At 66.2% G+C, this 20,504-nt stretch carries 24 protein-coding genes and 1 tRNA gene; 17 read left to right on the forward strand and 8 right to left on the reverse strand.

Translation table 11 applies throughout. The features are described 5' to 3' along the window. Positions 1-289 precede the first annotated feature (289 nt). Positions 290-1,123, forward strand: a complete 834-nt coding sequence (locus ON40_RS28035) for a hypothetical protein (RefSeq protein ID WP_040827753.1) — start codon at positions 290-292, stop codon at positions 1,121-1,123. 24 nt (positions 1,124-1,147) lie between these two features. On the opposite strand, the gene ON40_RS28040 is transcribed toward ON40_RS28035, so the two are convergent. Next, the gene (locus tag ON40_RS28040; protein ID WP_051193636.1) at positions 1,148-1,843 is read right to left on the reverse strand and encodes a GntR family transcriptional regulator; all 696 of its coding nucleotides are present in this window, start codon (positions 1,841-1,843) and stop codon (positions 1,148-1,150) included. Positions 1,844-2,094: 251 nt separating this feature from the next. Between ON40_RS28040 and ON40_RS28045 the strand changes: the two genes are divergently transcribed. From ON40_RS28045 to ON40_RS28105, 13 genes are all read left to right on the forward strand, one after another. Beyond that, positions 2,095-2,571 carry a hypothetical protein gene (locus ON40_RS28045; protein WP_051193637.1) on the forward strand — a complete coding sequence of 159 codons (477 nt, stop codon included), beginning with the start codon at positions 2,095-2,097 and terminating at the stop codon, positions 2,569-2,571. Beyond that, positions 2,568-2,819, forward strand: coding sequence for a hypothetical protein (locus ON40_RS28050; protein WP_040827755.1), 252 nt, complete (start codon positions 2,568-2,570; stop codon positions 2,817-2,819). The genes ON40_RS28045 and ON40_RS28050 overlap by 4 nt, the downstream gene beginning before the upstream one ends. Then, complete coding sequence (locus tag ON40_RS52125) at positions 2,819-2,986, forward strand: hypothetical protein (RefSeq protein ID WP_157186444.1); 168 nt, start codon at positions 2,819-2,821, stop codon at positions 2,984-2,986. The genes ON40_RS28050 and ON40_RS52125 overlap by 1 nt, the downstream gene beginning before the upstream one ends. Next, complete coding sequence (locus tag ON40_RS28055) at positions 2,986-3,183, forward strand: hypothetical protein (protein ID WP_040827757.1); 198 nt, start codon at positions 2,986-2,988, stop codon at positions 3,181-3,183. Before ON40_RS52125 ends, ON40_RS28055 begins: the two co-directional genes overlap by 1 nt. Next, positions 3,183-3,869: a DUF2637 domain-containing protein gene (locus ON40_RS48380; protein WP_051193638.1), complete on the forward strand. Its 687-nt coding sequence runs from the start codon at positions 3,183-3,185 to the stop codon at positions 3,867-3,869. The genes ON40_RS28055 and ON40_RS48380 overlap by 1 nt, the downstream gene beginning before the upstream one ends. A 6-nt stretch (positions 3,870-3,875) precedes the next feature. Continuing rightward, on the forward strand, positions 3,876-4,181 hold the full coding sequence (locus ON40_RS28065; protein WP_040827759.1) for a hypothetical protein: 306 nt from the start codon (positions 3,876-3,878) through the stop codon (positions 4,179-4,181). Further along, positions 4,178-5,503 carry an FtsK/SpoIIIE domain-containing protein gene (locus ON40_RS28070; RefSeq protein WP_083895983.1) on the forward strand — a complete coding sequence of 442 codons (1,326 nt, stop codon included), beginning with the start codon at positions 4,178-4,180 and terminating at the stop codon, positions 5,501-5,503. Before ON40_RS28065 ends, ON40_RS28070 begins: the two co-directional genes overlap by 4 nt. Continuing rightward, a complete protein-coding gene (locus ON40_RS28075; RefSeq protein ID WP_040827761.1) occupies positions 5,500-5,817 on the forward strand; it encodes a hypothetical protein in 318 nt (105 codons plus the stop codon). Before ON40_RS28070 ends, ON40_RS28075 begins: the two co-directional genes overlap by 4 nt. Before the next feature lie 2 nt (positions 5,818-5,819). Continuing rightward, the gene (locus ON40_RS28080; RefSeq protein ID WP_040827763.1) at positions 5,820-6,050 is read left to right on the forward strand and encodes a hypothetical protein; all 231 of its coding nucleotides are present in this window, start codon (positions 5,820-5,822) and stop codon (positions 6,048-6,050) included. Positions 6,051-6,231: 181 nt separating this feature from the next. Beyond that, complete coding sequence (locus tag ON40_RS28090; RefSeq protein ID WP_040827767.1) at positions 6,232-6,819, forward strand: ASCH domain-containing protein; 588 nt, start codon at positions 6,232-6,234, stop codon at positions 6,817-6,819. After that, a complete protein-coding gene (locus ON40_RS28095; protein WP_040827769.1) occupies positions 6,816-8,585 on the forward strand; it encodes a replication initiator in 1,770 nt (589 codons plus the stop codon). Before ON40_RS28090 ends, ON40_RS28095 begins: the two co-directional genes overlap by 4 nt. A gap of 7 nt (positions 8,586-8,592) precedes the next feature. Further along, on the forward strand, positions 8,593-8,808 hold the full coding sequence (locus tag ON40_RS28100) for a helix-turn-helix transcriptional regulator (RefSeq protein WP_051193640.1): 216 nt from the start codon (positions 8,593-8,595) through the stop codon (positions 8,806-8,808). Beyond that, a complete protein-coding gene (locus tag ON40_RS28105; protein ID WP_063713100.1) occupies positions 8,808-10,073 on the forward strand; it encodes a tyrosine-type recombinase/integrase in 1,266 nt (421 codons plus the stop codon). The genes ON40_RS28100 and ON40_RS28105 overlap by 1 nt, the downstream gene beginning before the upstream one ends. Here ON40_RS28105 and ON40_RS28110 read toward each other — a convergent pair. The 7 genes from ON40_RS28110 to ON40_RS28140 all read right to left on the reverse strand — a co-directional run bounded on the left by ON40_RS28110 (position 10,074) and on the right by ON40_RS28140 (position 16,820). Continuing rightward, a tRNA-Leu gene (locus ON40_RS28110) sits at positions 10,074-10,147 on the reverse strand. 65 nt (positions 10,148-10,212) lie between these two features. After that, the gene (locus ON40_RS28115) at positions 10,213-11,679 is read right to left on the reverse strand and encodes a peptide MFS transporter (RefSeq protein ID WP_040827771.1); all 1,467 of its coding nucleotides are present in this window, start codon (positions 11,677-11,679) and stop codon (positions 10,213-10,215) included. A 335-nt stretch (positions 11,680-12,014) separates the two neighbouring features. Beyond that, entirely contained in the window at positions 12,015-12,980 is a 966-nt protein-coding gene (locus ON40_RS28120) for a Ppx/GppA phosphatase family protein (protein ID WP_040827774.1), read from the reverse strand. Continuing rightward, positions 12,967-13,518: a DUF501 domain-containing protein gene (locus ON40_RS28125; RefSeq protein ID WP_040827776.1), complete on the reverse strand. Its 552-nt coding sequence runs from the start codon at positions 13,516-13,518 to the stop codon at positions 12,967-12,969. The genes ON40_RS28120 and ON40_RS28125 overlap by 14 nt, the downstream gene beginning before the upstream one ends. After that, entirely contained in the window at positions 13,515-14,186 is a 672-nt protein-coding gene (locus ON40_RS28130; protein ID WP_040827778.1) for an FtsB family cell division protein, read from the reverse strand. The genes ON40_RS28125 and ON40_RS28130 overlap by 4 nt, the downstream gene beginning before the upstream one ends. A gap of 37 nt (positions 14,187-14,223) precedes the next feature. After that, the gene (eno, locus tag ON40_RS28135) at positions 14,224-15,513 is read right to left on the reverse strand and encodes a phosphopyruvate hydratase (RefSeq protein ID WP_040827780.1); all 1,290 of its coding nucleotides are present in this window, start codon (positions 15,511-15,513) and stop codon (positions 14,224-14,226) included. A 551-nt stretch (positions 15,514-16,064) separates the two neighbouring features. Beyond that, complete coding sequence (locus ON40_RS28140) at positions 16,065-16,820, reverse strand: lytic transglycosylase domain-containing protein (protein ID WP_051193641.1); 756 nt, start codon at positions 16,818-16,820, stop codon at positions 16,065-16,067. Positions 16,821-17,009: 189 nt separating this feature from the next. On the opposite strand from ON40_RS28140, the gene ON40_RS28145 reads away from it, so the two are divergent. From ON40_RS28145 to ON40_RS28155, 3 genes are read left to right on the forward strand one after another with little or no spacing between them, the layout of a single operon-like run. Further along, positions 17,010-18,167, forward strand: coding sequence for a TauD/TfdA family dioxygenase (locus tag ON40_RS28145; RefSeq protein ID WP_245568020.1), 1,158 nt, complete (start codon positions 17,010-17,012; stop codon positions 18,165-18,167). 40 nt (positions 18,168-18,207) lie between these two features. Continuing rightward, positions 18,208-19,170: an ornithine cyclodeaminase gene (locus ON40_RS28150; RefSeq protein WP_040827908.1), complete on the forward strand. Its 963-nt coding sequence runs from the start codon at positions 18,208-18,210 to the stop codon at positions 19,168-19,170. Continuing rightward, positions 19,161-20,480 carry a type III PLP-dependent enzyme domain-containing protein gene (locus tag ON40_RS28155; RefSeq protein WP_245568021.1) on the forward strand — a complete coding sequence of 440 codons (1,320 nt, stop codon included), beginning with the start codon at positions 19,161-19,163 and terminating at the stop codon, positions 20,478-20,480. Before ON40_RS28150 ends, ON40_RS28155 begins: the two co-directional genes overlap by 10 nt. The last annotated feature ends 24 nt before the right edge of the window (positions 20,481-20,504 follow it).

Below are 20,504 nucleotides of genomic sequence, written 5' to 3' on the forward strand. Positions count from 1 at the left end.
CAACGAGTCACGAATGGTTCGGGACGGGCGATGCGAGAGCGCGGGAGTGGCTGATGTCGCGCACTGCACGGGGCCGTACGGATCGGGCCGAGTGACGGACTGGCATTGGGTTCGGTGCGCGTCCGTCTACCGGCAAGATCGGTAGGCAGGCCGTTGCGTCCTCCACTCCCCTCTTCCTCTCCTCCTTCTATTCACTCCCTCTCGGTTCGGGACGGGTGAGCGGGCGTCCCATAGGCCAAGATCGCCGGAAAAGATCGCAAGACGGGCGGAATGCCGCGAGAATCTAGGCATGGCTGAGCTTGCGCTGACGGCGGACCGTCGTGATGAACTGGCCGGATTACTGGGCGATGAGCAACGCCTTCGGGAGGAGTACCCGAAGGTTGCGGAGTATCTGGATACTGCGCCGATGCTTCCAGGAACGGGAGATGACCAGGCGGATGCGGCCTTCGATCTCCGGTTCGTCCACTACATGACGGGTGGTCGTGCGGTGAGCGCAAACCCGTACTGGGACATCATCGCGCCGTCGGTATTTGAACACGATGGTCGGCGTGTAGTGAACGGCGGTCGTCAGACTGGTAGCGCGCGACTGGGTTTCGCAGCGACGATCCTTCAGGAAGCTTTCGCGTATGCGGTGCCTTCGCCCGAAACGATCGAGTGGTTGGCGCGTTTCAGCGCAGGAAAGTCGGTAGTGGAGCTCGGCGCTGGACGGGGCTACTGGGCGGAACAGCTCGCCAACCACGGCCTCACGGTTGATGCGTACGACTCCGAACCGCCAGACCGGGCGGTGAACGACTCGTTCGGCAAGGCAGTTGGTCAGGAAGACGTTTGGCACAGCGTTGGCGACCTGGGTGACTATGCTGCTCGGTCGACCGGGGCGGCAGACGTTCTCCTGTTGGTCTGGCCTCCGGGTTGGGGCAATTCGATGGCTTCGGAGGCGCTGGCGAACTTCGAGGCAGCTGGCGGAGAGCGGCTGCTCTACATCGGGGAGCCAAAAGGCGGCAAGACTGGTGATGATGCGTTCTTCGACGCGCTCGCCGCGGGATGGAAGTTGGAGACGGTGGATGAGGAGTTCGTCTCGTGGTGGAACCTCAGCGACATCGCCCAAGGATGGGTTCGTCGCTGAGGCTGTCGACCACAACCAGCTGACCTAGCTGTCGGCGGTGAGGCTCATTCGAAATACGAAGGAGTCGTACCGATTTCGCGGATACGAGATGTCGGAGAGCATCACCACTCGCCCGTCACCTGCGGTGTAGCGCTGGTGAACCGTTTTGACGAGTTCACCAGCGGGCGTACGCAACCACGCCGCGTGGTCGGGTGTTGGGAGACGGTCGGCAACTGTTTCGACCAGGGTCTCTGCGGTTGATGTATCCAGCACTCCGAGGGGCTGATAGCTGTCCGAGATAGATATCGGCCGACCCGCTTCGGACGCTCGGACCTTGGTCCAGATGACCGGTTCGCCCATCTCGACTGCGAATGCCTCTGCCACGTGCTCCGGCGCGGGCACTTCCGCACGCTCGCGCTCAATCTGGACCTCTCGGTCTGTCTCGTGACCGTATGTGTCCTCCGGGTCTTCCATTTGCCGCTCGGGTGAAATCCGAACGAGGTTCGGCTGGTCTGTTACGAAGATTCCGCGACGGCGTTCTGAGCGGATGAGGCCCTGGTTCTTGAGGAGTTCGAGCGCCTTACGCACGACAATCTCCGACACCCCGTGCTTGCGGGCGATCTCCCCGTAGCTCGGGAGCTGCGTAGTGGCGGGCAGCTCACCAGTGCGGATCTTCCGCGCGTACTCCGCCGCGAGGGAGACATAGCGTGCGGCTTCGCCGTCGTGACCTTGCTGTGCCATCGGGGTGGCGTCCTTCCTTGCGTCATATGCCAAACGGTTAATGACAATCCTTTTCAAGTATACGCAGTTGCGTATACGGACGCCTCATTCTGCCCGTCTACGTGGCCTTTTTCGACGATGCCGAATCGTTACCCGCTACGTATACGCAAGTCTTGTGCGTATACGTAACTACGTATACGCTGGATCTATCGCACGGCAGCATGGAGCGGGCGATCAGTCGAAAGTCCAATGGACGCAAGGGAGTTCACAACATGGCTATTCAGCGTGGTCACCGTTTTCCGGTCGAGTTCCGCAATGCATTTCCCCAGGGGCTCGTGCAGATGGGCGAGATCGGCCCTGCGATCAAGTACAACCCGGATCGCAATGCGGTTCCGGAGCAGGAGTTCGACTTCGATCCGAAGAATCCGGATGTCGGCACGCAGCAGCCGATGTGGAAGGTGACGGTCTCGGACCCGAACCAGGACAAGGCCAAGCGTGCGTCGTTCGAGGTGATCTTCCTGGCTCAGGTGCAGCCGGTTCCGGCGAACGAGGAACTGGTTCCGGGTACCGGGATGCGCATGATCGAGCTGGAGGGTCTGACCGCCGAGCCTCGCATGATGGGCCAGGCTCCGTATCAGTACCTCGGCTACACCTTCCGCGCGACCGGGATCAAGGGCGACAACTCCGGTGCCAAGCAGGCTCCGGCGAACCCGGGTGCCTCGCGTCCGCGTGACGAGAAGGCTGCGTGATCGCGATGTCGTTCCTGGCGATGATGAGCACCGGTTTCGACGGCGTGCGGGCGAAGTACGTCCCGGCTGTCCGGAATGCGTTGGGCGGCAGGAACTCTGCGGTTGTGCGCGTCGAGCTGATCGGTGTTCCGGCGTCGTCGTTGACGTTGACGATCGAGGATGCCCGGACTCTGGCGCAGACGCTGCCGCAGATCTTGATGCTGCACGACGCCGCGGAGCATCTGGCCGCTGAGAAGGCGGTGGCGTGATGGTCGACCACGAGTTCAACCGGCTGGTGTCGGAAGGAATCGTGCGGATGCTCGCTCGTGCGGACCGTGAGGGCGTGGGCCAGTACGCCACGATGACTTTGTTCGATGACGATACGGAGTCGGCGATCAGCTGGCCTCGTATGGCTCGTGGCGGGCGGAGTGCGTGATGTATCTGCGCGAGTTGTTCGGTTTCCGGCCGCCCCGTGTGTGGGTGGAGGTCGGTTACGACGCGAAACACGATGCTGTGGTCCTCTACCTCGATGGCAAGGGCGCGGGCTTCAAGGCGTGGCAGGTCGAGGGGCTGATCGCTGACCTCCGCGCTGCGGCGGCTCAGCAGCTCAACATCCCAGGGATGCCGAGCTGATGTCCACGCGCAAAACGATGGTGGCGGTGCAGGCGCTCGCGGTCCTGGTGATCGCGGGTGTCGGTGCTGCCGCATTCGTTCTCTCGTTCACCACGCTGCGGGATCTGGCCAAGCTGGCTCACGTTCCCGCCTCGACGGCGTGGCTGTTCCCGCTGATCGTGGACGGCACGATCATCCAAGCCACTCTCGGGTGGCTGGTTCTGGCCAAGTCGGCTGAGCGCAAGTACTTCATGTGGGTGCTGGCGGCCGGGTCGCTGATCTCGGTGGCGGGCAACAGCATTCACGCGGTCGCCAACGGCCACACGCTTCCGGGCTGGTTGTGCGCGATCGTGGCGGCTATCGCTCCGATCAGTCTGCTGATCGACACTCACGGGCTCGCGGTGCTGTTCCGTGCCGCTCAACACCATTCGACCGATGCTCCGTCACCTGTCGATGACGCGGTGACCGAACCTGTTGCGGCCGTGGAGGATTCCCCGGCCCCTGCCTCGGCTCCGGTCGTGGTTCCTGATCCTGTCGAGCCTGCCGTTGCTCCTGCTCCGGTTCCGGCTCCTGTGCCTTCGCCGGTGCCTGTTCCGGTTCTGACTCCTGTTCGTCCCGCGCGTCCGGTGATTCCGGTGGCGCGTCCTGTTCGTCCTGCGCGACCGGTGCAAGAGATGTTGCCGATCGCTGTCCCGGTGGGGAGTTGATTCGCCATGGAAAGGCACTTCGAAGGAACGTTCATCGTCCGCGAAGCGGGCCCGGTGGCCGCCGGTGTCCTGGTGACCTCGGTAGTTGGCCTGGGTGTGCTGCTGGCATTCGGCCACCACACCGACCCGGGCCCGGTCCGTCCTGCCTCCGCGGTCACCTCGGCGGTCCCGACGCCGACAACGGCCCCGGCCGGTGCTCCGGGCTGCGTGATGCTCTGCGACGAGCCTCCGCTCCCGCCGGTGCAGGATTCGAGCGGCTGCCGCTTGTTCTGCGACCTGGGCATGCCTCTGGAGTTCGGGGGCCGGTCATGAGCGTGGTCTCGATGCTGCCGTATGCGGTGTCCGCGGCTGGCGTGCTGGCGCTGTCCGCTCGGATGTGCCGCTGGTCCCGGATGCCGGTCCAGTCCGCTCCGCTGTCCGCTGACCAGATCGTCGGTCAGGCTCCGGTGGCGTTGCGTGGTGCGGTGATGTGCGTTGCGCTGCCCGCGTTCTCGCTGCGGATGTTCCTGGATCTGAGCCTTGGGTCCGTGGACAAGGGATTCCCGTCGATCGAGTGGTGGGACTACAGCCTCCACGGGATCTCGGTGGATGTGCTGATGCGGGGCGGACAGTCCCTGGCGGACTGGTCCAACGAGACCGTGACCGCCCGCATGGCCGCCTACGTGGGCGTGGAGCGGGTGAGTGTGTCCTCGCCTGCCCCGGGCTGGGTCCGTCTCGAGATGAGGGTGCACGACACCCTCGCTGCCCCGGCAGTGTGGCCGGGCGTGGTCTCCAATGATGTGGATCTCGAAGCGGTCCCGGTCGGTGTCCGCGAAGACGGCTACGCCTGGATCCTGCGCATCCTCTACGCCCACATCCTCCTGGCTGGCGCTACGGGCTCGGGGAAGGGCTCGGTGCTCTGGTCGATCCTGGCCGGTCTCGGTCCGGCGATCAAAGCCGGGCTGGTCGATGTGCGGATGGCAGATCCGAAGGGCGGTGCGGAGTTCGGCTGCGGTGAGGACAAGTTGTTCACCGAGTTCGCCACACATGCGGACACGATTCTGGCGATGCTGGAGCAGGCCGTGTCCGAGATGGATGAGCGGCTGGTCCGGATGCGTCGTGCCGGACTGCGCAAACTCGTTCCCTCCGCGGATGAACCGCTGATCCTGATCATCATCGATGAGGCCGCGTCGCTGTCCTCCTATGCGGACCGCGATGACCGGGAGAAGTTCCGGCAGTTGACCGGACAGCTGCTGTCCAAGGGCCGCGCTGCCGCGGTCACGGTCATCGCCGCGTTGCAGGATCCGGCCAAGGACACCATGCCCAACCGGCAGCTGTTCCCGGTCCGGGTCGGACTGCGCCTCGATGAGCCGAATCAGACCACCATGGTCCACGGACAGGGTGCCCGGGACCGCGGCGCGTTGTGCGACAAGATCTCCGCCGACACCCAAGGCGTCGGCTACGTCGGCGAAGACGGCTCCACGGAATTCGTTCGGGTGCGGGCGTTCTGGGTCTCCGACGACGACGCGAACACCATCGTGGATGCCTACTCTCCTGCGCCGGAGATCGCCGGTCCGACCGAGGACTACTCGGATTTCGACCCGGATGACCTCGGCGACGAGATCCCCGGCGACGGTCAGGGGCTGGCGGCATGAAGACCGGCTTCCTGACCGTGGCACACGTGGTGGTGCACTGCGACGGCTGCGGCGACCGCTACTCCGAAATCCGTTACGACCAACTGTGTTTCGCCTCGGTCAACGAAGCGATCGCCTACATCACCGGTCGTGGTGCCGGTGTCGGCTGGGTCTACGACGGAGACAAGGTGCTGTGCGACGGCTGCCTCGCCTCGGCTCGCTGCCTCGACCACGGCCACACCTTCCCTGAGCCCCGGCGTCGGCTGCTGGGTTCCAAGCCTGATTTCCGCACCTGCTCCGTGTGCGGCATCTCCGAAACAGAAATCGAGGAATAGCCATGAGTACCAACAAGATTCGCCAGTCCGAGCGGGCTCGCGCGGCCAAGATCGAGGCCGATGCGATCGACGCGGTGGTCGACATCCGGGCTCGTCGGCGCTGCCACTACGAACGGTCCGGATTGGACGGGGTCTCCCTGGCGGTGCACGCGTGGGCGGAAACCGGTCACGTCCCGGGCTGGGATGACGGCATCGACTACGACGGCTACGGCGATGGGGGCTGGGCGGCATGAACACCACCCCGATTCCGGCCTGCTGCGGCCTGCCGATGGTCCGGCACAACCGACCGGTTTACGGCACCGACACCTACGTGCAGGTGTTCCGCTGCCCGTCCTGCACCCGCGGCCAGACCGACGAAATCCCTCACCCCGCAACCGATATCGGCATTCATCGTCACAGTGGAGATCGGGCGGCATGAACGAGAACGTGGAATCGGTGCGCTGCTTGTCGGTGCGGCGGCCGTGGGCGAATCTGATCGTCGCCGGTTACAAGCTGGTCGAGAATCGGTCATGGTCCACCGGGTACCGCGGGCGACTGGTCATCCACGCCGGTAAGACGTTCGATCAGGCAGGCGCGGAAGTGGCTGCGGGACTCGCTATTTCGGGCATGGATTCGGCCCAGTGGTGCGCGAGTGGGTATCTGGGGTCGGTGGTGCTCGACGATGTGCACCCTTCGGGGGACTGCTGCACGTGGTTCGGCGATCCGACCCCGGGCGGATACCACTGGGTCCTGAGCGACCCGATCGCCTTCGCCACTCCGGTTCCTGGCCGCGGACGGCTGAACCTGTACGGCTGCGAGGACCCGGACCTGCTGGCCGCGCTCGCTGGCAGTCTCGGGCCGGAAGCACGGGCGCCGCAGATCAATCCGATTGTGCAGGCCGCGGCGGAGCAGGTGGCGAACTCCAAGCGCAGACGTGCTCGCACCTCTCCGGCGAAGGATGTCCCCCGGTGTGCGTGCCGCGGTCAGTTGTCGTTGTTCGAGATTCCGGGAGTGATGAAATGACCACTGCGGCAACAGAACCGACTTCAGATCCGACTCGACTGACCGCGGCCGAACGGCGTGCCCTGCCGAACCTGGTGGACATCGCCGAAGCGGCGGCGGAGAAGTACGGGGTGTGCAAACGTCCGGTCCCGATGCGGGCATTCAACCCGGACACCGGTGAGTCGAAATATGTTGCCGCGGCGTGCAAGTCGACTCGGGCGTCGGACTGCCCTTCGTGTGCGGCGAAGGCGCGGGCCCTGCGGGTCACCCAGTGCAACGAGGGCTGGCACATGACAGAGGAACCGGTCAGTGACCGCGACCGTGCGACCGAGCATCAACAGGGCTTGCTGACTGCTCGTGCGGACATGCTGGCCGACTACAAGGCGGCTCGCGAGTTGGGGGATGAGGAGACCGCTGAGGGGTTCCGGGAGGTGATCGCGTCTCTGGATCGGGAGTTGCGGGAGTCGGGGATGCAGGGCCGTATTCCGGGCATCGATGCGGTGTCGCGGTCTCGCCGGTCCCGCTCGACCAAGCGGCGTCAGGACGCACCGAACCTGCCGCGTAAGAAGGTCGCCAAGACCACGGTCGGGCGCAAGTTCGCTGGCAAGCATCAACCTTCGACGTTCCGCACGTGCACGCTGCCGTCCTACGGTCCCTGCCATCGTGACGGCGCGGTCAACAGCAAGGGCAAGGTGTGCGGGGACGGTTCGCCGATCAATCCGGACACCTACGACTACAGGCGCGCGGCGCGCGATGCGATGTTCTTCCCGCAGTTGTTCGACCGGTACGTGCAGAACTGGCGGCGCGCTGCGGGCCGTGATGTGCAGTACTTCGCCGCCGTCGAACCCCAGCGCCGTGGGGCTCCGCATATCCATATCGCTGCCCGTGGCACCGATCCGCATGCGCTGATGGATCAGGTGCTGTCCGCCACCTATCACCAGGTGTGGTGGCCGCACTTCGACCACGAGGTCTACACCGACGGGCACATGCCGACATGGGACCACCAGGCCGGTGGATTCGCCGATCCGGATACCGGATATCTGCTGTCCAGCTTCGATGACGCGCTGGCGCTGATGGACGAGATGGACGAGATCCAACCCGCGCACGTGATCCGCTGGGGCGTGCAGTCCGACACGCAGGACATCGCCGACGACGATGACGGCACGGCCCTGGATGCTGACGGCGAGCACGGGCCGGTTCGTCCTGGCAAGGGCAAGGGCGTGGTGCCCGGCAAGGATGCGGGCAGGCTGATCGGCTATCTGACCAAGTACCTCACCAAGTCCATCGCCGAAGTCCTGGACGCTCCGAACGAACGCACCCGTCGGCACTATGAGCGGCTACACGCCGAGCTGCAGCGCACCCCGTGCTCGCCGACGTGCTCGGTATGGCTGCGCTACGGAATCTCCCCGCGCAACGCCAAGGCCAAGACCCAGCCGGGCCGCTGCAAGGGCAAAGCCCATCGTCGGGACACCCTCGGTTTGCGTGGTCGGCGAGTGCTGGTCTCTCGGCGCTGGAGCAACAAGACCCTCCCGGATCACAAGGCCGATCGGATCGAATTCGTTCGGCAAGTCCTCGCCGCGGTCGGCATCGCCAAGAACGAACAGGCCAAGGGCTGGGTCGTCCGGCTGACCGAACCCAGCGACCCGGACGTCCCTCGGCGCGAGCACCTGATCATGTCCGCCATCGCACAGCGCACGGTGTGGCAGAACGAATACCTGACAGCAAAGGGCCTGATCACGGACCCGCCAGGGGCACAAGAACTTTCGGCAATTCCGGAAGCGGCATAGAAGGGGAATGACCATGATCGAGGACGAGACCTACCTACGGGCAAAGCAGTTGGAGGCGCTGACCGGGATTCCGGAAGCCACCTGGCGGTGGTGGGCGCATGTCGGCTACGGGCCGGAGAGCTTCAAGATGGGGCCGCGTCGGCGGGTGTGGAAGAAGTCTGTCGTGATGGCCTGGATCGCTGAGCAGGAACAGACAACCGCTCGGGGTGGGCAGGCTGCGTGATGAAGACACAGCGGAATGCGCGGTCTGGTGTCGAGGATCGCTGGTACAAGACCGTCATCGTGGTCGACGCGGAAACGGGCAAGAAGACCAGCGAGCGGGCGAAAACGGATCTGTTCGGCAAGGGCAAGCGCTGGCGGGCCCGGTACGTCGATCCGAATGGTGTGGAGCGCGCCAGGGGGTTCGCGACGAAGGTTGCGGCTCAGAAGTTTCTCGATGGCGATGTGACGACGAAGGTCGTGACCGGGACATGGGTGGATCCGGATCGGTCCGGTGTGCTGTTCGAGGTGGTGGCCGAGAAGTGGATCGCCACGAAGGAGTTCCGCAAACCGAAGACTGTGGCGGGGTATCGGTCGCTGCTCGATCGGAACGTGAAACCGCGGTGGGGCTCGATCCCGTTGCGGGACATCGAGTTCGAAGACATTCAGGAATGGGTGGTGCAACTCGCTCGCACGGGGAGTTATCGCTTCGAGGGCCGCGGGTTGTCGCCGTCTCGGGTCATTCAGGCGTATCAGGTGCTCGATCAGGTGTTGCGGTTCGCGATCAAGTCCAAGCGTCTGGTGGCGAATCCTGCTGAGGAAGTGGACCTTCCGTCGAAGTCTGTGGCGGAGAAGCGGTTCCTCACGCATCTGCAGGTGCTTGAACTCGCCATGGCCGCCGGCCGATTTCGGCCCATGGTGCTGGCTCTGGCCTACACCGGTATTCGCTTCGGCGAGGCGGTTGCGCTGCGTACCGCGGACATCAATCTGGATACCAATCGCATTCGGATCGCCCGGTCAGCAACCAATGTCGCAGGTCAGGGCATGGTGGAGACGGACACCAAGAACCACAGCTCGCGGTTGGTCCCGGTTCCGGATTTTCTCGGCAAAGAGTTGGCCTCGATGATCGCTGACCGTGATGCGTCCGCGTTGGTGTTCACGGGTCGCAAGGGTGATCAGTTCTTGTCCCTCGGCGAGTTCCGGTGGGCCTTCGACCAGGCGGCCGAAGCTGTGGGCATCACCGGGATGGTCCCGCACGGTCTTCGCCACACCGCGGCGTCGCTGGCGATCAGTTCCGGAGCGAACATCAAGGTCGTGCAGAGGATGCTCGGGCACAAGACGGCCACCCTCACCCTCGACTTGTATGGGCACTTGTTCCCCGATGATCTGGACTCGGTGGCCGCCGCGATGGATGCTGGTGCGATTTCTGCTGCGGACGAACTGCGGACGAGGCGGGCCCAACAGTCCGCCGATCGCCCCGCGGACCCCGATCTACCTGCGGTGTCGTAGTGCCCCCGGTGAGGTTCGAACTCACACTGGGCGGATTTTAAGTCCGCTGCCTCTGCCAATTGGGCTACGGGGGCGACCCGGTTAGCGTACCGAAGTCGTACGTCCGTCTCGGAATTCTGCGTAGGTTCGGCGGTATGAGTTAGTGAACTCCTTCCATCAGGCGGCTGATGCGGGGGCCCAGGAAGTAGACGACGATGCCGACGACGATCGTGACCAGGCCGATGATGCCGAAGTAGGCGACCTCGTGATGGGGACTGTAGTAGTCGGCCAACACGCCGGACATGGATGTGCCGATGCCGACGGAGAAGAAGTACAGGGCCATCATCTGCGCGCGGAACGCCTCGGGCGCGAGTTGGGTCGTCACGGCCAGGCCGATCGGGGAGAGCATCAGCTCCGACACCGCGAAGGCGCCGAGGATGAAGAAGACCAGCAGCGCGGGTACCGTCTTGCCCTCGAATCCGGACAGCAGTACGAACAGCATGAACGCCACGCCCATCCCGATCACGCCGTAGGCGAATTTGCGCGGCGTCGTCGGCGCCCGGTTACCCAGCCGCGTCCACATGAGCGCGAACAGCGGTGACAGGGCGATCACCCAGACTGGTTCCTCCGAGCCGATCCAGTTCGACGGCGCGGTCCAGCCGAATACCGACCAGTTCATCCGCTCGTCGGAGTACACCGCGAGCACGGTGAAGATCTGCTGGAACAACGACCAGAAGACGGCGTTGGCGATGAACAACGGAATGAACGCGCGCACCCGGACCCGCTCGAGCGGCGTGACCTTCGGGCTTCGCAACATCAGATAGAAGTAGACGACCGATGCGACGGCGATGATGCCGGTGATCCACCACGCGATATCGGACAGCCGCACCAGTCCGGTCGCCCCCGCGATCGCGACCACCGCGACGACCACGGCGACGAATCCGATCACCATTGGAATCTGATTGCGCGGCAACGGGTTCGGAACGATACGTCCGTGCGTGCCCAGGTTGCGCCGGAACACCACGTACTGGATCAACCCCAGCGCCATACCGATCGCCGCCGCGCCGAAACCGTAGTGGAATCCCAGATCGGTCTGCAGGACACCGGTGATCAGCGGTCCGATGAACGCACCGAGATTGACGCCGAGATAGAACAGCGTGAACCCGCCGTCGCAGCGGGGGTCGCCCTTCTCGTACAGGGTGCCCAGCAGCGAGGACGCATTCGCCTTCAGCGCACCGCTACCGAGCGCGACCAGCGCCAGGCCCGCACCCACCCCGGCCAGGCCGGGCAGTACGGCCAACGCGATATGCCCGGCCATGACCACCACACCGCCGTAGAAGACCGTGCGCTCCATACCCAGCACCCGGTCGGCCAGCCAGCCGCCCAGCACGGTGGACATGTACACCACGCCGCCGTACGCGCCGACGATGCCGGTCGCGGTGGTCTTCTCCAGCCCGAGCCCGCCCTCGGTGAGCGAGTAGTACAGGTAGTACCCCAGGATCGTGACCATGCCGTAGTACGAGAACCGTTCCCACAGCTCGACCCCGAACAGATTCACCAAACCGATCGGATGTCCGAACACGGTGCGTTCGGCTGCCCGTTCGGGCTGGTGGTCCACCTCCGTCATGCATTCGACCTTTCCATGACACGCAATTTCCCAGCAACCAGCATGGCGGTTGCGGTGCATGATGCGAACCGGTTGCCGGTTCGCCGCCGAAGGAAGAGTAGTCAGTTCGTCGGATCTGTGACGATATTTACGAGCAGAATGATCAGACTATGAGCATTCTGCTCGCAGGAGGGCAACCGTCAGGGTGGCCGATTGAACATTCTGCACCCTCGAAATAGCCGTATGTGAACGCTCACAGATGCGCGATCGAACCGGCACCGAACGATTCCTACTGGCCGGTCGCCTCGACCGAGGCGCGGCTGGGAAATGTACAGCCACGTACATTTCCGGCTGGTTCAGACCAGCGACAACGCGATGCCGTCGAGAATGTCGTGCTCGCTGACGATCAGCTCACTGATCCCCGCCCGGCGAGCCAGATCGTCCGCCAGCACCTCGGCGATCACCGCACCGCCGCCGATCACATCGACCCGGCCGGGATGCATCGGGCCCAGAGCCGCGCGCTCGTCGTGATTCATGCCGATCAGCCGATGGCAGACCGTCCGGAGTTCATCGAGGCTCAACCGAGTGAGATGCACCTTCTCCGAATCGTATTCGGGCAGGTCGAGAGCGACCGCGGCGATCGTGGTCATGGTTCCGGCGACGCCGACCCAGGTGTGCGCACGTTCCACCGGCACCACGCCGAACGCCTGAGCCAACCGCTGCTCGGCGAAGAACCGCGCGGAGACGACCTCTTCGGGGGTCGGCGGGTTGCCGTGCAGATGACGTTCGGTCAGGCGCACACAGCCGATATCGGCCGAGTAGGCCGCCTGCACACCCCGGGCATCGCCGAGGACGACCTCGGTGGATCCGCCGCCCAGATCGACGACCACGAAAGGCCCTTCGGCACTGGACAATTCACCGACCGCACCGGCGAAGGAGAGCCGGGCCTCCTCGTCGCCGGTGATCACCTCGGCCTGCGCGCCCGGAACCACACGCCCCAATTCCGTTGCGGTCATGGCGAAGAAGTCGTCGCGATTGCGGGCATCGCGGGTGGCTGAGGTCGCGACCATGCGAACCGTGGAGACCCCGGCATCACGCATGAGATCCACGTAATCGTGCAGGGCGACGCGCGTGCGTTCGATCGCCTCCGGATTCAGCTCGCCGGTGGCGTCCACGCCCTGGCCCAGCCGCACGATGCGCATCTCCCGATGCAGATCGGTCAGCCGCGGCCGATCCGACGACCCGGCAGCCACGTCGGCGATCAGCAATCGGATCGAATTGGTGCCGCAATCGACCGCACCCACCCGGTCATTCGTCGCCATCCGAGCCTCCTGTCGAATCCGCCTGGTACTGCTCGTATTTCGGCCAATCGGCCGGGATCGCGGTGCCGCGCAGCCGACCCTCGGCGGCCAGCGCGACCGCCTCGTCGCCGAACGGATTCACCCCGGGCCCCTTGGCCAGGGCGTGCGCGATCAGCACATGCAGGCATTTGACCCGCTCGGGCATGCCGCCGCCGCTGAAATCGGTGTCCAGCGATTCGATGGCGTCACGCTCGGCCAGATAGCTCTCGTGGGCGCGACGATAGGCGGCCGCGAGCGCCGGATCGGTCGCGATCCGCTCGGTCATCCCGCGCATCAGGCCCTCGGCCTCCTGACGGCTGGCCTCGGCGGTCAGGCGCGGATCGGTCAAGTAGTACAGGGTCGGGAACGGGGTTCCGTCAGGAAGCCGGGGTGCGGTCTTCACCACCGCGGGCTGCCCGTCCGGAGTGCGATAGGCGATGGCGAGGACGCCGCGCGGCGAACGGCCCAGCTGCCGGGCGACGATCTCGAGATCGGCGTCGCTGGGTGGAGTGTCGGTCACCGGGGGTGTCCTTCCGGGGTCGAGGGTGGCGGCGTGCCGGTCTGCGGCGCGGCCGCCGGAACCGGTTGCGGGTTGTTCATGCTGCGCCACAGCTCGGTGTACCAGGGGTCGAGTTTGCGGGGTGCGGCGGTCGGAGTGGGCACCGCGGGTTGTTCGATACCGGGGACCTGCACGACGTACGCGGTGTCCCCCGGCATCACCAGCCGCAGCCGCTCGCGCGCCTCGGACTTGATGTACGCGGGATCCTGTTGCTGGGCACGGCGATCGCGCAGGCGGGCCACGTTGTCCTCGAGGTCGCGGCGCTGCTGGGCCAGCTGGGTCGCCTCGGCGCGCTGGCTCAGATAGGTGCGCATCGGCACCGCCAAGGTCAGCGCCAGCGCACAGAGCACCGCCGCCAGCAGCACCGCACGTCCGGTCGACAGCCCGAGGAACCGGTGCTCGCGCCTGTCCTTCGCCTTGCGGGCGGCGGTGCGCCGGGACGAATTCTGCGCGGCGAGACCGGATTCGGACCTCGAACCCGAGGTCCTGCGCTGCACGGGCCGCTTGCCCGCGGCCGTGCGGGCCGGAGGCGTGGAGACGTTCCGTTCCGGACGGGAATGGGCCGACCGCGACGAGCGGCGGTCACCACGTCCGCCCGGACTGGTGCCGCGCGCCCGCCGTTCGGTCATCTCTCACACCTCCGCCGCCACAACGACTCCGACGGTACTATCCCTCGACGGCAAAGCGCGGGAACGCAACGTCCCCGGAGTAGCGGGCCGAATCGCCCAGCGCGTCCTCGATGCGCAGCAGCTGGTTGTACTTGGCGACGCGCTCACTGCGGGCCGGGGCGCCGGTCTTGATCTGACCGCTGCCGACCGCGACGGCCAGATCCGCGATGGTGGTGTCCTCGGTCTCGCCCGAACGGTGGCTCATCATGGTCTTGTAGCCGTTGCGGTGGGCCAGGTCGACCGCGTCCAGGGTCTCGGTCAACGTGCCGATCTGATTCACCTTGACCAGCAACGCATTCGCCGCACCCTTGGCGATGCCGTCCTCGAGGCGCTCCGGGTTGGTGACGAACAGGTCGTCGCCGACGATCTGGATCTTGTCGCCGATCTCGTCGGTCAGCGAGACCCAGCCCGCCCAGTCGTCCTCGGACAGCGGATCCTCGATGGAGACCAGCGGGTACGCCGTGAGCAGCTCGTTGTAGAAAGCCGTCATCTCCTCGGCGGTGCGCACCGAACCCTCGAAGGTGTAGCCGGTTCCGGCGGTGTAGAACTCGGTGGCCGCGACGTCCAGGGCCAGCGCGACCTCGCTGCCGACCTTGTACCCGGCCTTGCCGATCGCGGCGGCGATCAGATCCAGCGCCTCGCGGGTGCCGCCGGCCAGATCGGGGGCGAAACCACCCTCGTCGCCCAGACCGGTGGACAGGCCCTTGGCCTTCAGCTCGGCCTTGAGCGCGTGGTAGACCTCCGCACCCCAGCGCAGCGCCTCCCGGAAGGTGGGCGCGCCGATCGGCGCGATCATGAACTCCTGCACGTCGACGCTGGTGTCGGCGTGGGCGCCACCGTTGAGGATGTTCATCATCGGCACCGGCAGCACATGCGCGTTGGGGCCGCCCAGGTAACGGAACAGCTCCAGGCCCGAGGACTCCGCGGCGGCGCGAGCCACCGCGAGCGAGACGCCCAGCAGCGCGTTCGCGCCCAGGCGGGACTTGTCCGGGGTGCCGTCCAGATCCAGCAGGACCTGGTCGACGGTGCGCTGCTCGACCGCGTCCAGGCCGATCACGGCCGGCGCGATCTCGTCGAGGACACCCTCGACGGCCTTGTGCACACCCTTGCCGCCGTACCGCTCACCCCCGTCGCGCAGCTCCACCGCCTCGTGCTCACCGGTGGATGCACCGGAGGGCACAGCAGCGCGGGTGAGCGTGCCGTCGTCGAGAGCGATCTCGACCTCGACGGTGGGGTTTCCGCGCGAATCCAGGATCTCGCGAGCTCCGACCTGTTCGATGATGGCCACGAAAACGACACTCCTTCGGCAGCAACGACGGTCCTGCTCACCGCCGTTCATGAGCAGGTCGCACGGCAATCCCGTGCAGAGCGAGCCTAGCCCAGGCAATCAGCGCCCACCCGAACCACATGCCCACCAGCACCGCTTACCTGCATAAGCACCCGCAGCAGCCCACCACAACGCGTGCGGATCCACGCATCCAGTGCGACATCCGCCCCGCCCGCAGCGCCGCGCTACAACCACCTCGAACGTACTCACGGCGAAGCGTCGCCGACCCGCTGGCACTCGCTCGCGAAGCGAAAGGCTCAGCACCCACCCGAAACGTGCAGGGCCTCGCTACCAACTACCCCGAACGTGCTCAGCGGCGAAGCGTCTCCGTCCGGCTGGTAGTCGCCCGCGAAGCGAAAGGCTCAACAAGGCCAACCCCGAGGTTTTCGGCGCGGGCTCGTCGCTGTGCCCTCGAAGCGCATGGCCGAAGGCCGAGTCTCGAGGGCGCAGCGACGAGCCTTACAGCGCCGAAAACCCGCCGCAGCGAAGCGGAGGCCGAAAATTCAGCGAAATTACGGGTGTCTGCCGATGCTGTAAGCGGCGGCGTCGCGGCGGACCTCGGCCATGTATGCGGTGGATTGGTTGTAGGTGAGCAATGCCTTCTGCCAGCCTGCGGCGGTGGACAGGTTGCCGCCACTCACGCACAGGTAGCGTGCGGCGGTCAGGGCCGCGTCATCGATGCTGTCCGGATCGGCGACGCCGTCGCCGTTGGCATCCACGCCCCAGCGGCGCCAGGTCTCGGGCAGGAACTGGAACGGGCCCATCGCGCGGGCGTACACCGAGCTGCCTGTGCGCGCGGTGGCCTCCTCGTCGAGAATCTTTGCCACGCCGGGTGATCCGTCCAGCGGGATACCGCGAATCGGCGGTGTGACCCGGCCGTCGGACTCGATGTGCGCGCCGCCGTGACTGCCGTGCCGACTCTCCACGTTCGCGATCCCGGCCAGGGTGGTCCAGCCGATTCCGCAGTCCGGCCGCGAACGGGCCAGCACGGCCGCGGCGTAACCGTATGCCTCCAAAGCCATCACGGGGATGTTCAGCGCATCGGATCGATCGGCGGCCCAGCCGTGCAACTGCCCGGCGGTGCGCCCGGGTGCGTCCAGATCGATCGCCGGAACCGCCGCGCCGGGCCCGGGCGGAATTCCGTCCGGGATCGGCGGGAGGTGTTCGCCCACTCCGCACCCGGACAGCACGAGAACCGCCGCGACGAGGGCGAACACGCCGACGCGAGCAGCTGCAACGACGCGACCACCGGTCCTCGCACCACACACTCCACCATCATCCAGATGCGTTGATCCGGGCGCCGATCCGCTACGGTGATCTCTGTTTGTCGCGATGTGGGTTGGCTATCTTAACTCGCACTTATTAGGTAAGGCTTGCTTAATAAGGTTGAAGCGACTACCTTCGCAGACGAGTGGTCCTCCCGATGCTTCACCATGCCTCGCAGAAGGGAATCCCTGGTGAATCACGTTCTTTGCGAACGTAACCCGCACCACCCCGTCGACACCGCACCCCGTCGTTCCCCCGACGAACCGATCGAGCGCCGCACGCTCACCGCGTCCGCGGCACACGCCGTGCACACCGCGGCCACTGAGATCGCCGTCACATTTCGCGCGATGCCGGGTGTGTCCGAGCAGGCGTGTCGCACCCTCGCCGATCCGCGACTGATCGACCTCGTCGACGCGCGCGCCACCGAGTTACCCGAATCCGTGCGCAGCGCCGTGCGCCCGCCCGCGACCCGCGCCGGAGCAGCCGTGCTCACCGGATTACCGCTGCTCGACGACGATCTCGGCCCGACTCCGCAGGATTGGCGCGAGGCCGCGGCCTGGAGTGGGGATCCCGCACGCGGCCGGGCATCGTTCCGGCTGGACGTCACCATGTTGCTGCTGGCCCGCAGCGCGGGCGAGCCGTTCGGCTGGCAGGGGCAGCAGGGCGGACGACTGGTCAACAACATCCTCCCCTCGCCCGGTCACGAACACGAGCAGTCCGGCGCGAGCAGCACCACGCTGCTGTGCCCGCACACCGAGGACGCGTTCCACCCCCAGCGGGCGCATCTGCTCATGCTGGGCTGCCTGCGCAATCCGGACCGGGTGGGCACGACGGTGTCCTCGGTCCGCCAGGTGGGCCTGAACGAGGCGCAGCGCCACCTGCTCGGTCATCCGCGCCTGCCGATCCTGCCGGATGTGTCCTACGGCACCGACTTTCACAGTTATCCGGCCGCGCCGATCGCCACGGTCGGCGGCGACGAGTCACATCCCACGCTGCGTTACGACCCGGCCTACACCCCGCTCGACGACGCCGACGACGAATTCCGCAGCGCCTACGACCATCTCGGCGCGGAGCTCGAAAGGGTCTGTCACACAGCCGTTCTGGATCCGGGTGAGCTGCTGCTGGTCGACAACGACGTCGTGGTGCACGGCCGGGTACCGTTCACCCCGCGCTACGACGGCACCGATCGCTGGCTCAAACGGGTGAACGTGCGCCTGGCGCGCGACCGCCCGGCCGCCGAGTCGGCGGAAAATGGCTACGGACAACGTACGGTCACCCCGTTCGGCGGGAGGACCGGCACCCGTGGCGCACCAGGCCACGGGCAGACAGAGGCCGCAGACGACCAGTGAACCGAGGATTGCCGTGAGTACCCGAACCACACCGCTGCGTGTGCTCAGCCGCAGCGACCTAGCAGACGTCCCGATCACTCCCGTTGCCGTGGTGCGCGCGGTCGAGGAGGCGTATCTGGCTCTGGCAGCGCAAGAGTCGGACAATCCGCGCAAGCTCAGCGTGGCCCATCCGGACGGCTGGTCGGTGGCGTACGCCATGCTGGGCCGGGACGGGCGACGTCGTGTGGTCGCGATGAAGACCTCGTACAAATTCGATCCCAGTCACGACCGCAGCACCAAGCGCTACTACACCACCATCACCCTGTACGACGACGCGACCGGTATGCCGATCGCGATGATGGACTGTGCCCGGGTGGGCGCGTTGCGCACTCCGGCGGTGTCCTCGCTGCTGGTTCGGGAGACGATCCGTCCGGGCGCGCGCAGCGTACTACTCATCGGCACCGGCACCCAGGGGCGAAATGCGTTGCCGCACCTGCTCGCGGCGAATCCGCAACTGGACAAGCTGATGCTCTACGGCACTCATCCGGAGGGTCTGAAGGCGGTGCACGAGTACCTCGCCGCCCACAATCCGCAGCTGGAACTGAAGGACGTGGCCGATCCGCGCGAGGCCGCCCGCACCGCCGACGTGGTGCTGGCCACCGCGGGGCCGGGCACCTCGGTCGCCCTCGAATCCACCGATCTGGCACCGGGTTCCACGGCGGTGCTGGTCGGTTACGGCCTGGCCCCCTCGACGCTGGTGGACGCCGATCGCGTGATCGCGACCAGCGCTCAGCAGATGTCGCTCACCGGAACCGATATGGCGGGCCCGGACGGGCGGCTGCGCGGCGTCGATGCCGAGCTGCCGCAGATCCTGAGCCGCCGCGTCGACGGCCGCACCAGCGACGACCAGCACATCTTCGTCTACAACAGCGGTCTGGTGCTCACCGATATCGCGGTCGCGCACGCCCTCGCCGAGCGGGCGATCGCCGACGGGCGCGGTACGGAGGTGGCCCTGTGGGATTGAGCATCGTCGCTCCGGCGATGCCCGCCCATCGCGACGAATGGGAACTGCGCCTGCTGGCGGATCCGGATCTGCTGCGGGACATCGCATTCGCCGTCGGCGGGCCTTTCCACGTGATGTACCCCGAACGGGTCGGCGACAATGTCGACGGCTTTCGGGCGGCGTTCGCACAGGCCGGTGTGGACGGTGCGATCTTCTACGGCAAGAAGGCCAACAAGGCCGCCTGTGTGGTCCGCGCATGCGCCGAACACGGTGCGGGAGTGGATGTCTCGAGTATCGGCGAGCTGAGTTCCGCGCTGACGCAGGGCATTCGGGGCGAGGAGCTGATGGTGACCGGCCCGGCGAAGTCGCCGGAACTGCTGTGGCTGGCCACCCGGCACGGTGCGCTCATCGCCGTCGACGCGCCGGACGAGTTGGACGGGCTCGTGCGCGCGGGCCTGCCCGCCCGGGTACTGCTGCGGATGCTGCCGCCGGGATCGACCAGCCGCTTCGGGATGACCGAGGCCGAACTCGACGCGGCGTTGCGGCGCACCGATCTCGGGCCGATCACGGTGGAGGGCTTCAGCTTTCACCTGTCCGGTTACGATCCGATCGCGCGCGCGGAGCTGGCCGTCACCCTGATCGAACGGTGCCGCGGCGCCCGCGAGCAGGGCCATCGTGCGGGGACCATCTCCATCGGCGGCGGATTCGCCGTGGACTATCTGAGCGAAGGGACCTGGCAGGATTTCCTCGCCGACTCGGACCCGCGGCGATTCCACGCGGACAAACGATTCGACTCCTACTATCCGTATCACGCCGAATGCCCCGGCCCGGACATGCTGCGCGCGATCCTGCGGCACGGGAATCTGGCGCAGCGCCTGCGCGAGAACGAGATCCGCCTGGCCATCGAGCCCGGACGCGCCCTGCTCGATCGGGCGGGCAGCACCGTATTCCGCGTGCAGGGAGCGAAAATCCGGTCCGCGCACGATGATTCGTATCAGCTGCTCACCGTCGACGGGACCAGTCTGAGCCTGTCCGAGCAGTGGTTCGACAGCGAATACCTGCCCGATCCGACGCTGTGGCCCGATCGGCCGGGCGTCCCGACAGCGGCCAGCGTCGGCGCGGCCACCTGCCTGGAATCGGACATGCTCAGCTGGCGGCGCATACCGCTGCCCCGAGCCGCCGAGCTCGGCGATCTGCTCGTCTACCCGAATACCGCCGGCTACCAGATGGATTCGAACGAGTCGGCGTTCCACCAGCTGCCCATCCCGCCGAAAGTGGTGCTGTACGACACTTCCGACGGACAGTTCCGCTGGACGCTCGACACTCGATGAACGCCCGGCACACCCCCATATCAC

Source organism: Nocardia jiangxiensis NBRC 101359, from assembly GCF_000308615.1.
Lineage (GTDB): Bacteria > Actinomycetota > Actinomycetes > Mycobacteriales > Mycobacteriaceae > Nocardia > Nocardia jiangxiensis.

Bases quoted from the DNA above. Each gene is read 5' to 3' on its own strand.
- ON40_RS28090 (WP_040827767.1), top strand. From the start codon at position 6,232: ATGAACGAGAACGTGGAATCGGTGCGCTGCTTGTCGGTGCGGCGGCCG.
- ON40_RS28080 (WP_040827763.1), top strand. From the start codon at position 5,820: ATGAGTACCAACAAGATTCGCCAGTCCGAGCGGGCTCGCGCGGCCAAG.
- ON40_RS28070 (WP_083895983.1), top strand. From the start codon at position 4,178: ATGAGCGTGGTCTCGATGCTGCCGTATGCGGTGTCCGCGGCTGGCGTG.
- ON40_RS28095 (WP_040827769.1), top strand. From the start codon at position 6,816: ATGACCACTGCGGCAACAGAACCGACTTCAGATCCGACTCGACTGACC.
- ON40_RS28035 (WP_040827753.1), top strand. From the start codon at position 290: ATGGCTGAGCTTGCGCTGACGGCGGACCGTCGTGATGAACTGGCCGGA.
- ON40_RS28045 (WP_051193637.1), top strand. From the start codon at position 2,095: ATGGCTATTCAGCGTGGTCACCGTTTTCCGGTCGAGTTCCGCAATGCA.
- ON40_RS28040 (WP_051193636.1), bottom strand. From the start codon at position 1,843: ATGGCACAGCAAGGTCACGACGGCGAAGCCGCACGCTATGTCTCCCTC.
- ON40_RS28115 (WP_040827771.1), bottom strand. From the start codon at position 11,679: ATGACGGAGGTGGACCACCAGCCCGAACGGGCAGCCGAACGCACCGTG.
- ON40_RS28065 (WP_040827759.1), top strand. From the start codon at position 3,876: ATGGAAAGGCACTTCGAAGGAACGTTCATCGTCCGCGAAGCGGGCCCG.
- ON40_RS28105 (WP_063713100.1), top strand. From the start codon at position 8,808: ATGAAGACACAGCGGAATGCGCGGTCTGGTGTCGAGGATCGCTGGTAC.
- ON40_RS28100 (WP_051193640.1), top strand. From the start codon at position 8,593: ATGACCATGATCGAGGACGAGACCTACCTACGGGCAAAGCAGTTGGAG.
- ON40_RS28130 (WP_040827778.1), bottom strand. From the start codon at position 14,186: ATGACCGAACGGCGGGCGCGCGGCACCAGTCCGGGCGGACGTGGTGAC.
- ON40_RS48380 (WP_051193638.1), top strand. From the start codon at position 3,183: ATGTCCACGCGCAAAACGATGGTGGCGGTGCAGGCGCTCGCGGTCCTG.
- ON40_RS28075 (WP_040827761.1), top strand. From the start codon at position 5,500: ATGAAGACCGGCTTCCTGACCGTGGCACACGTGGTGGTGCACTGCGAC.
- ON40_RS28120 (WP_040827774.1), bottom strand. From the start codon at position 12,980: ATGGCGACGAATGACCGGGTGGGTGCGGTCGATTGCGGCACCAATTCG.
- ON40_RS28055 (WP_040827757.1), top strand. From the start codon at position 2,986: ATGTATCTGCGCGAGTTGTTCGGTTTCCGGCCGCCCCGTGTGTGGGTG.
- ON40_RS52125 (WP_157186444.1), top strand. From the start codon at position 2,819: ATGGTCGACCACGAGTTCAACCGGCTGGTGTCGGAAGGAATCGTGCGG.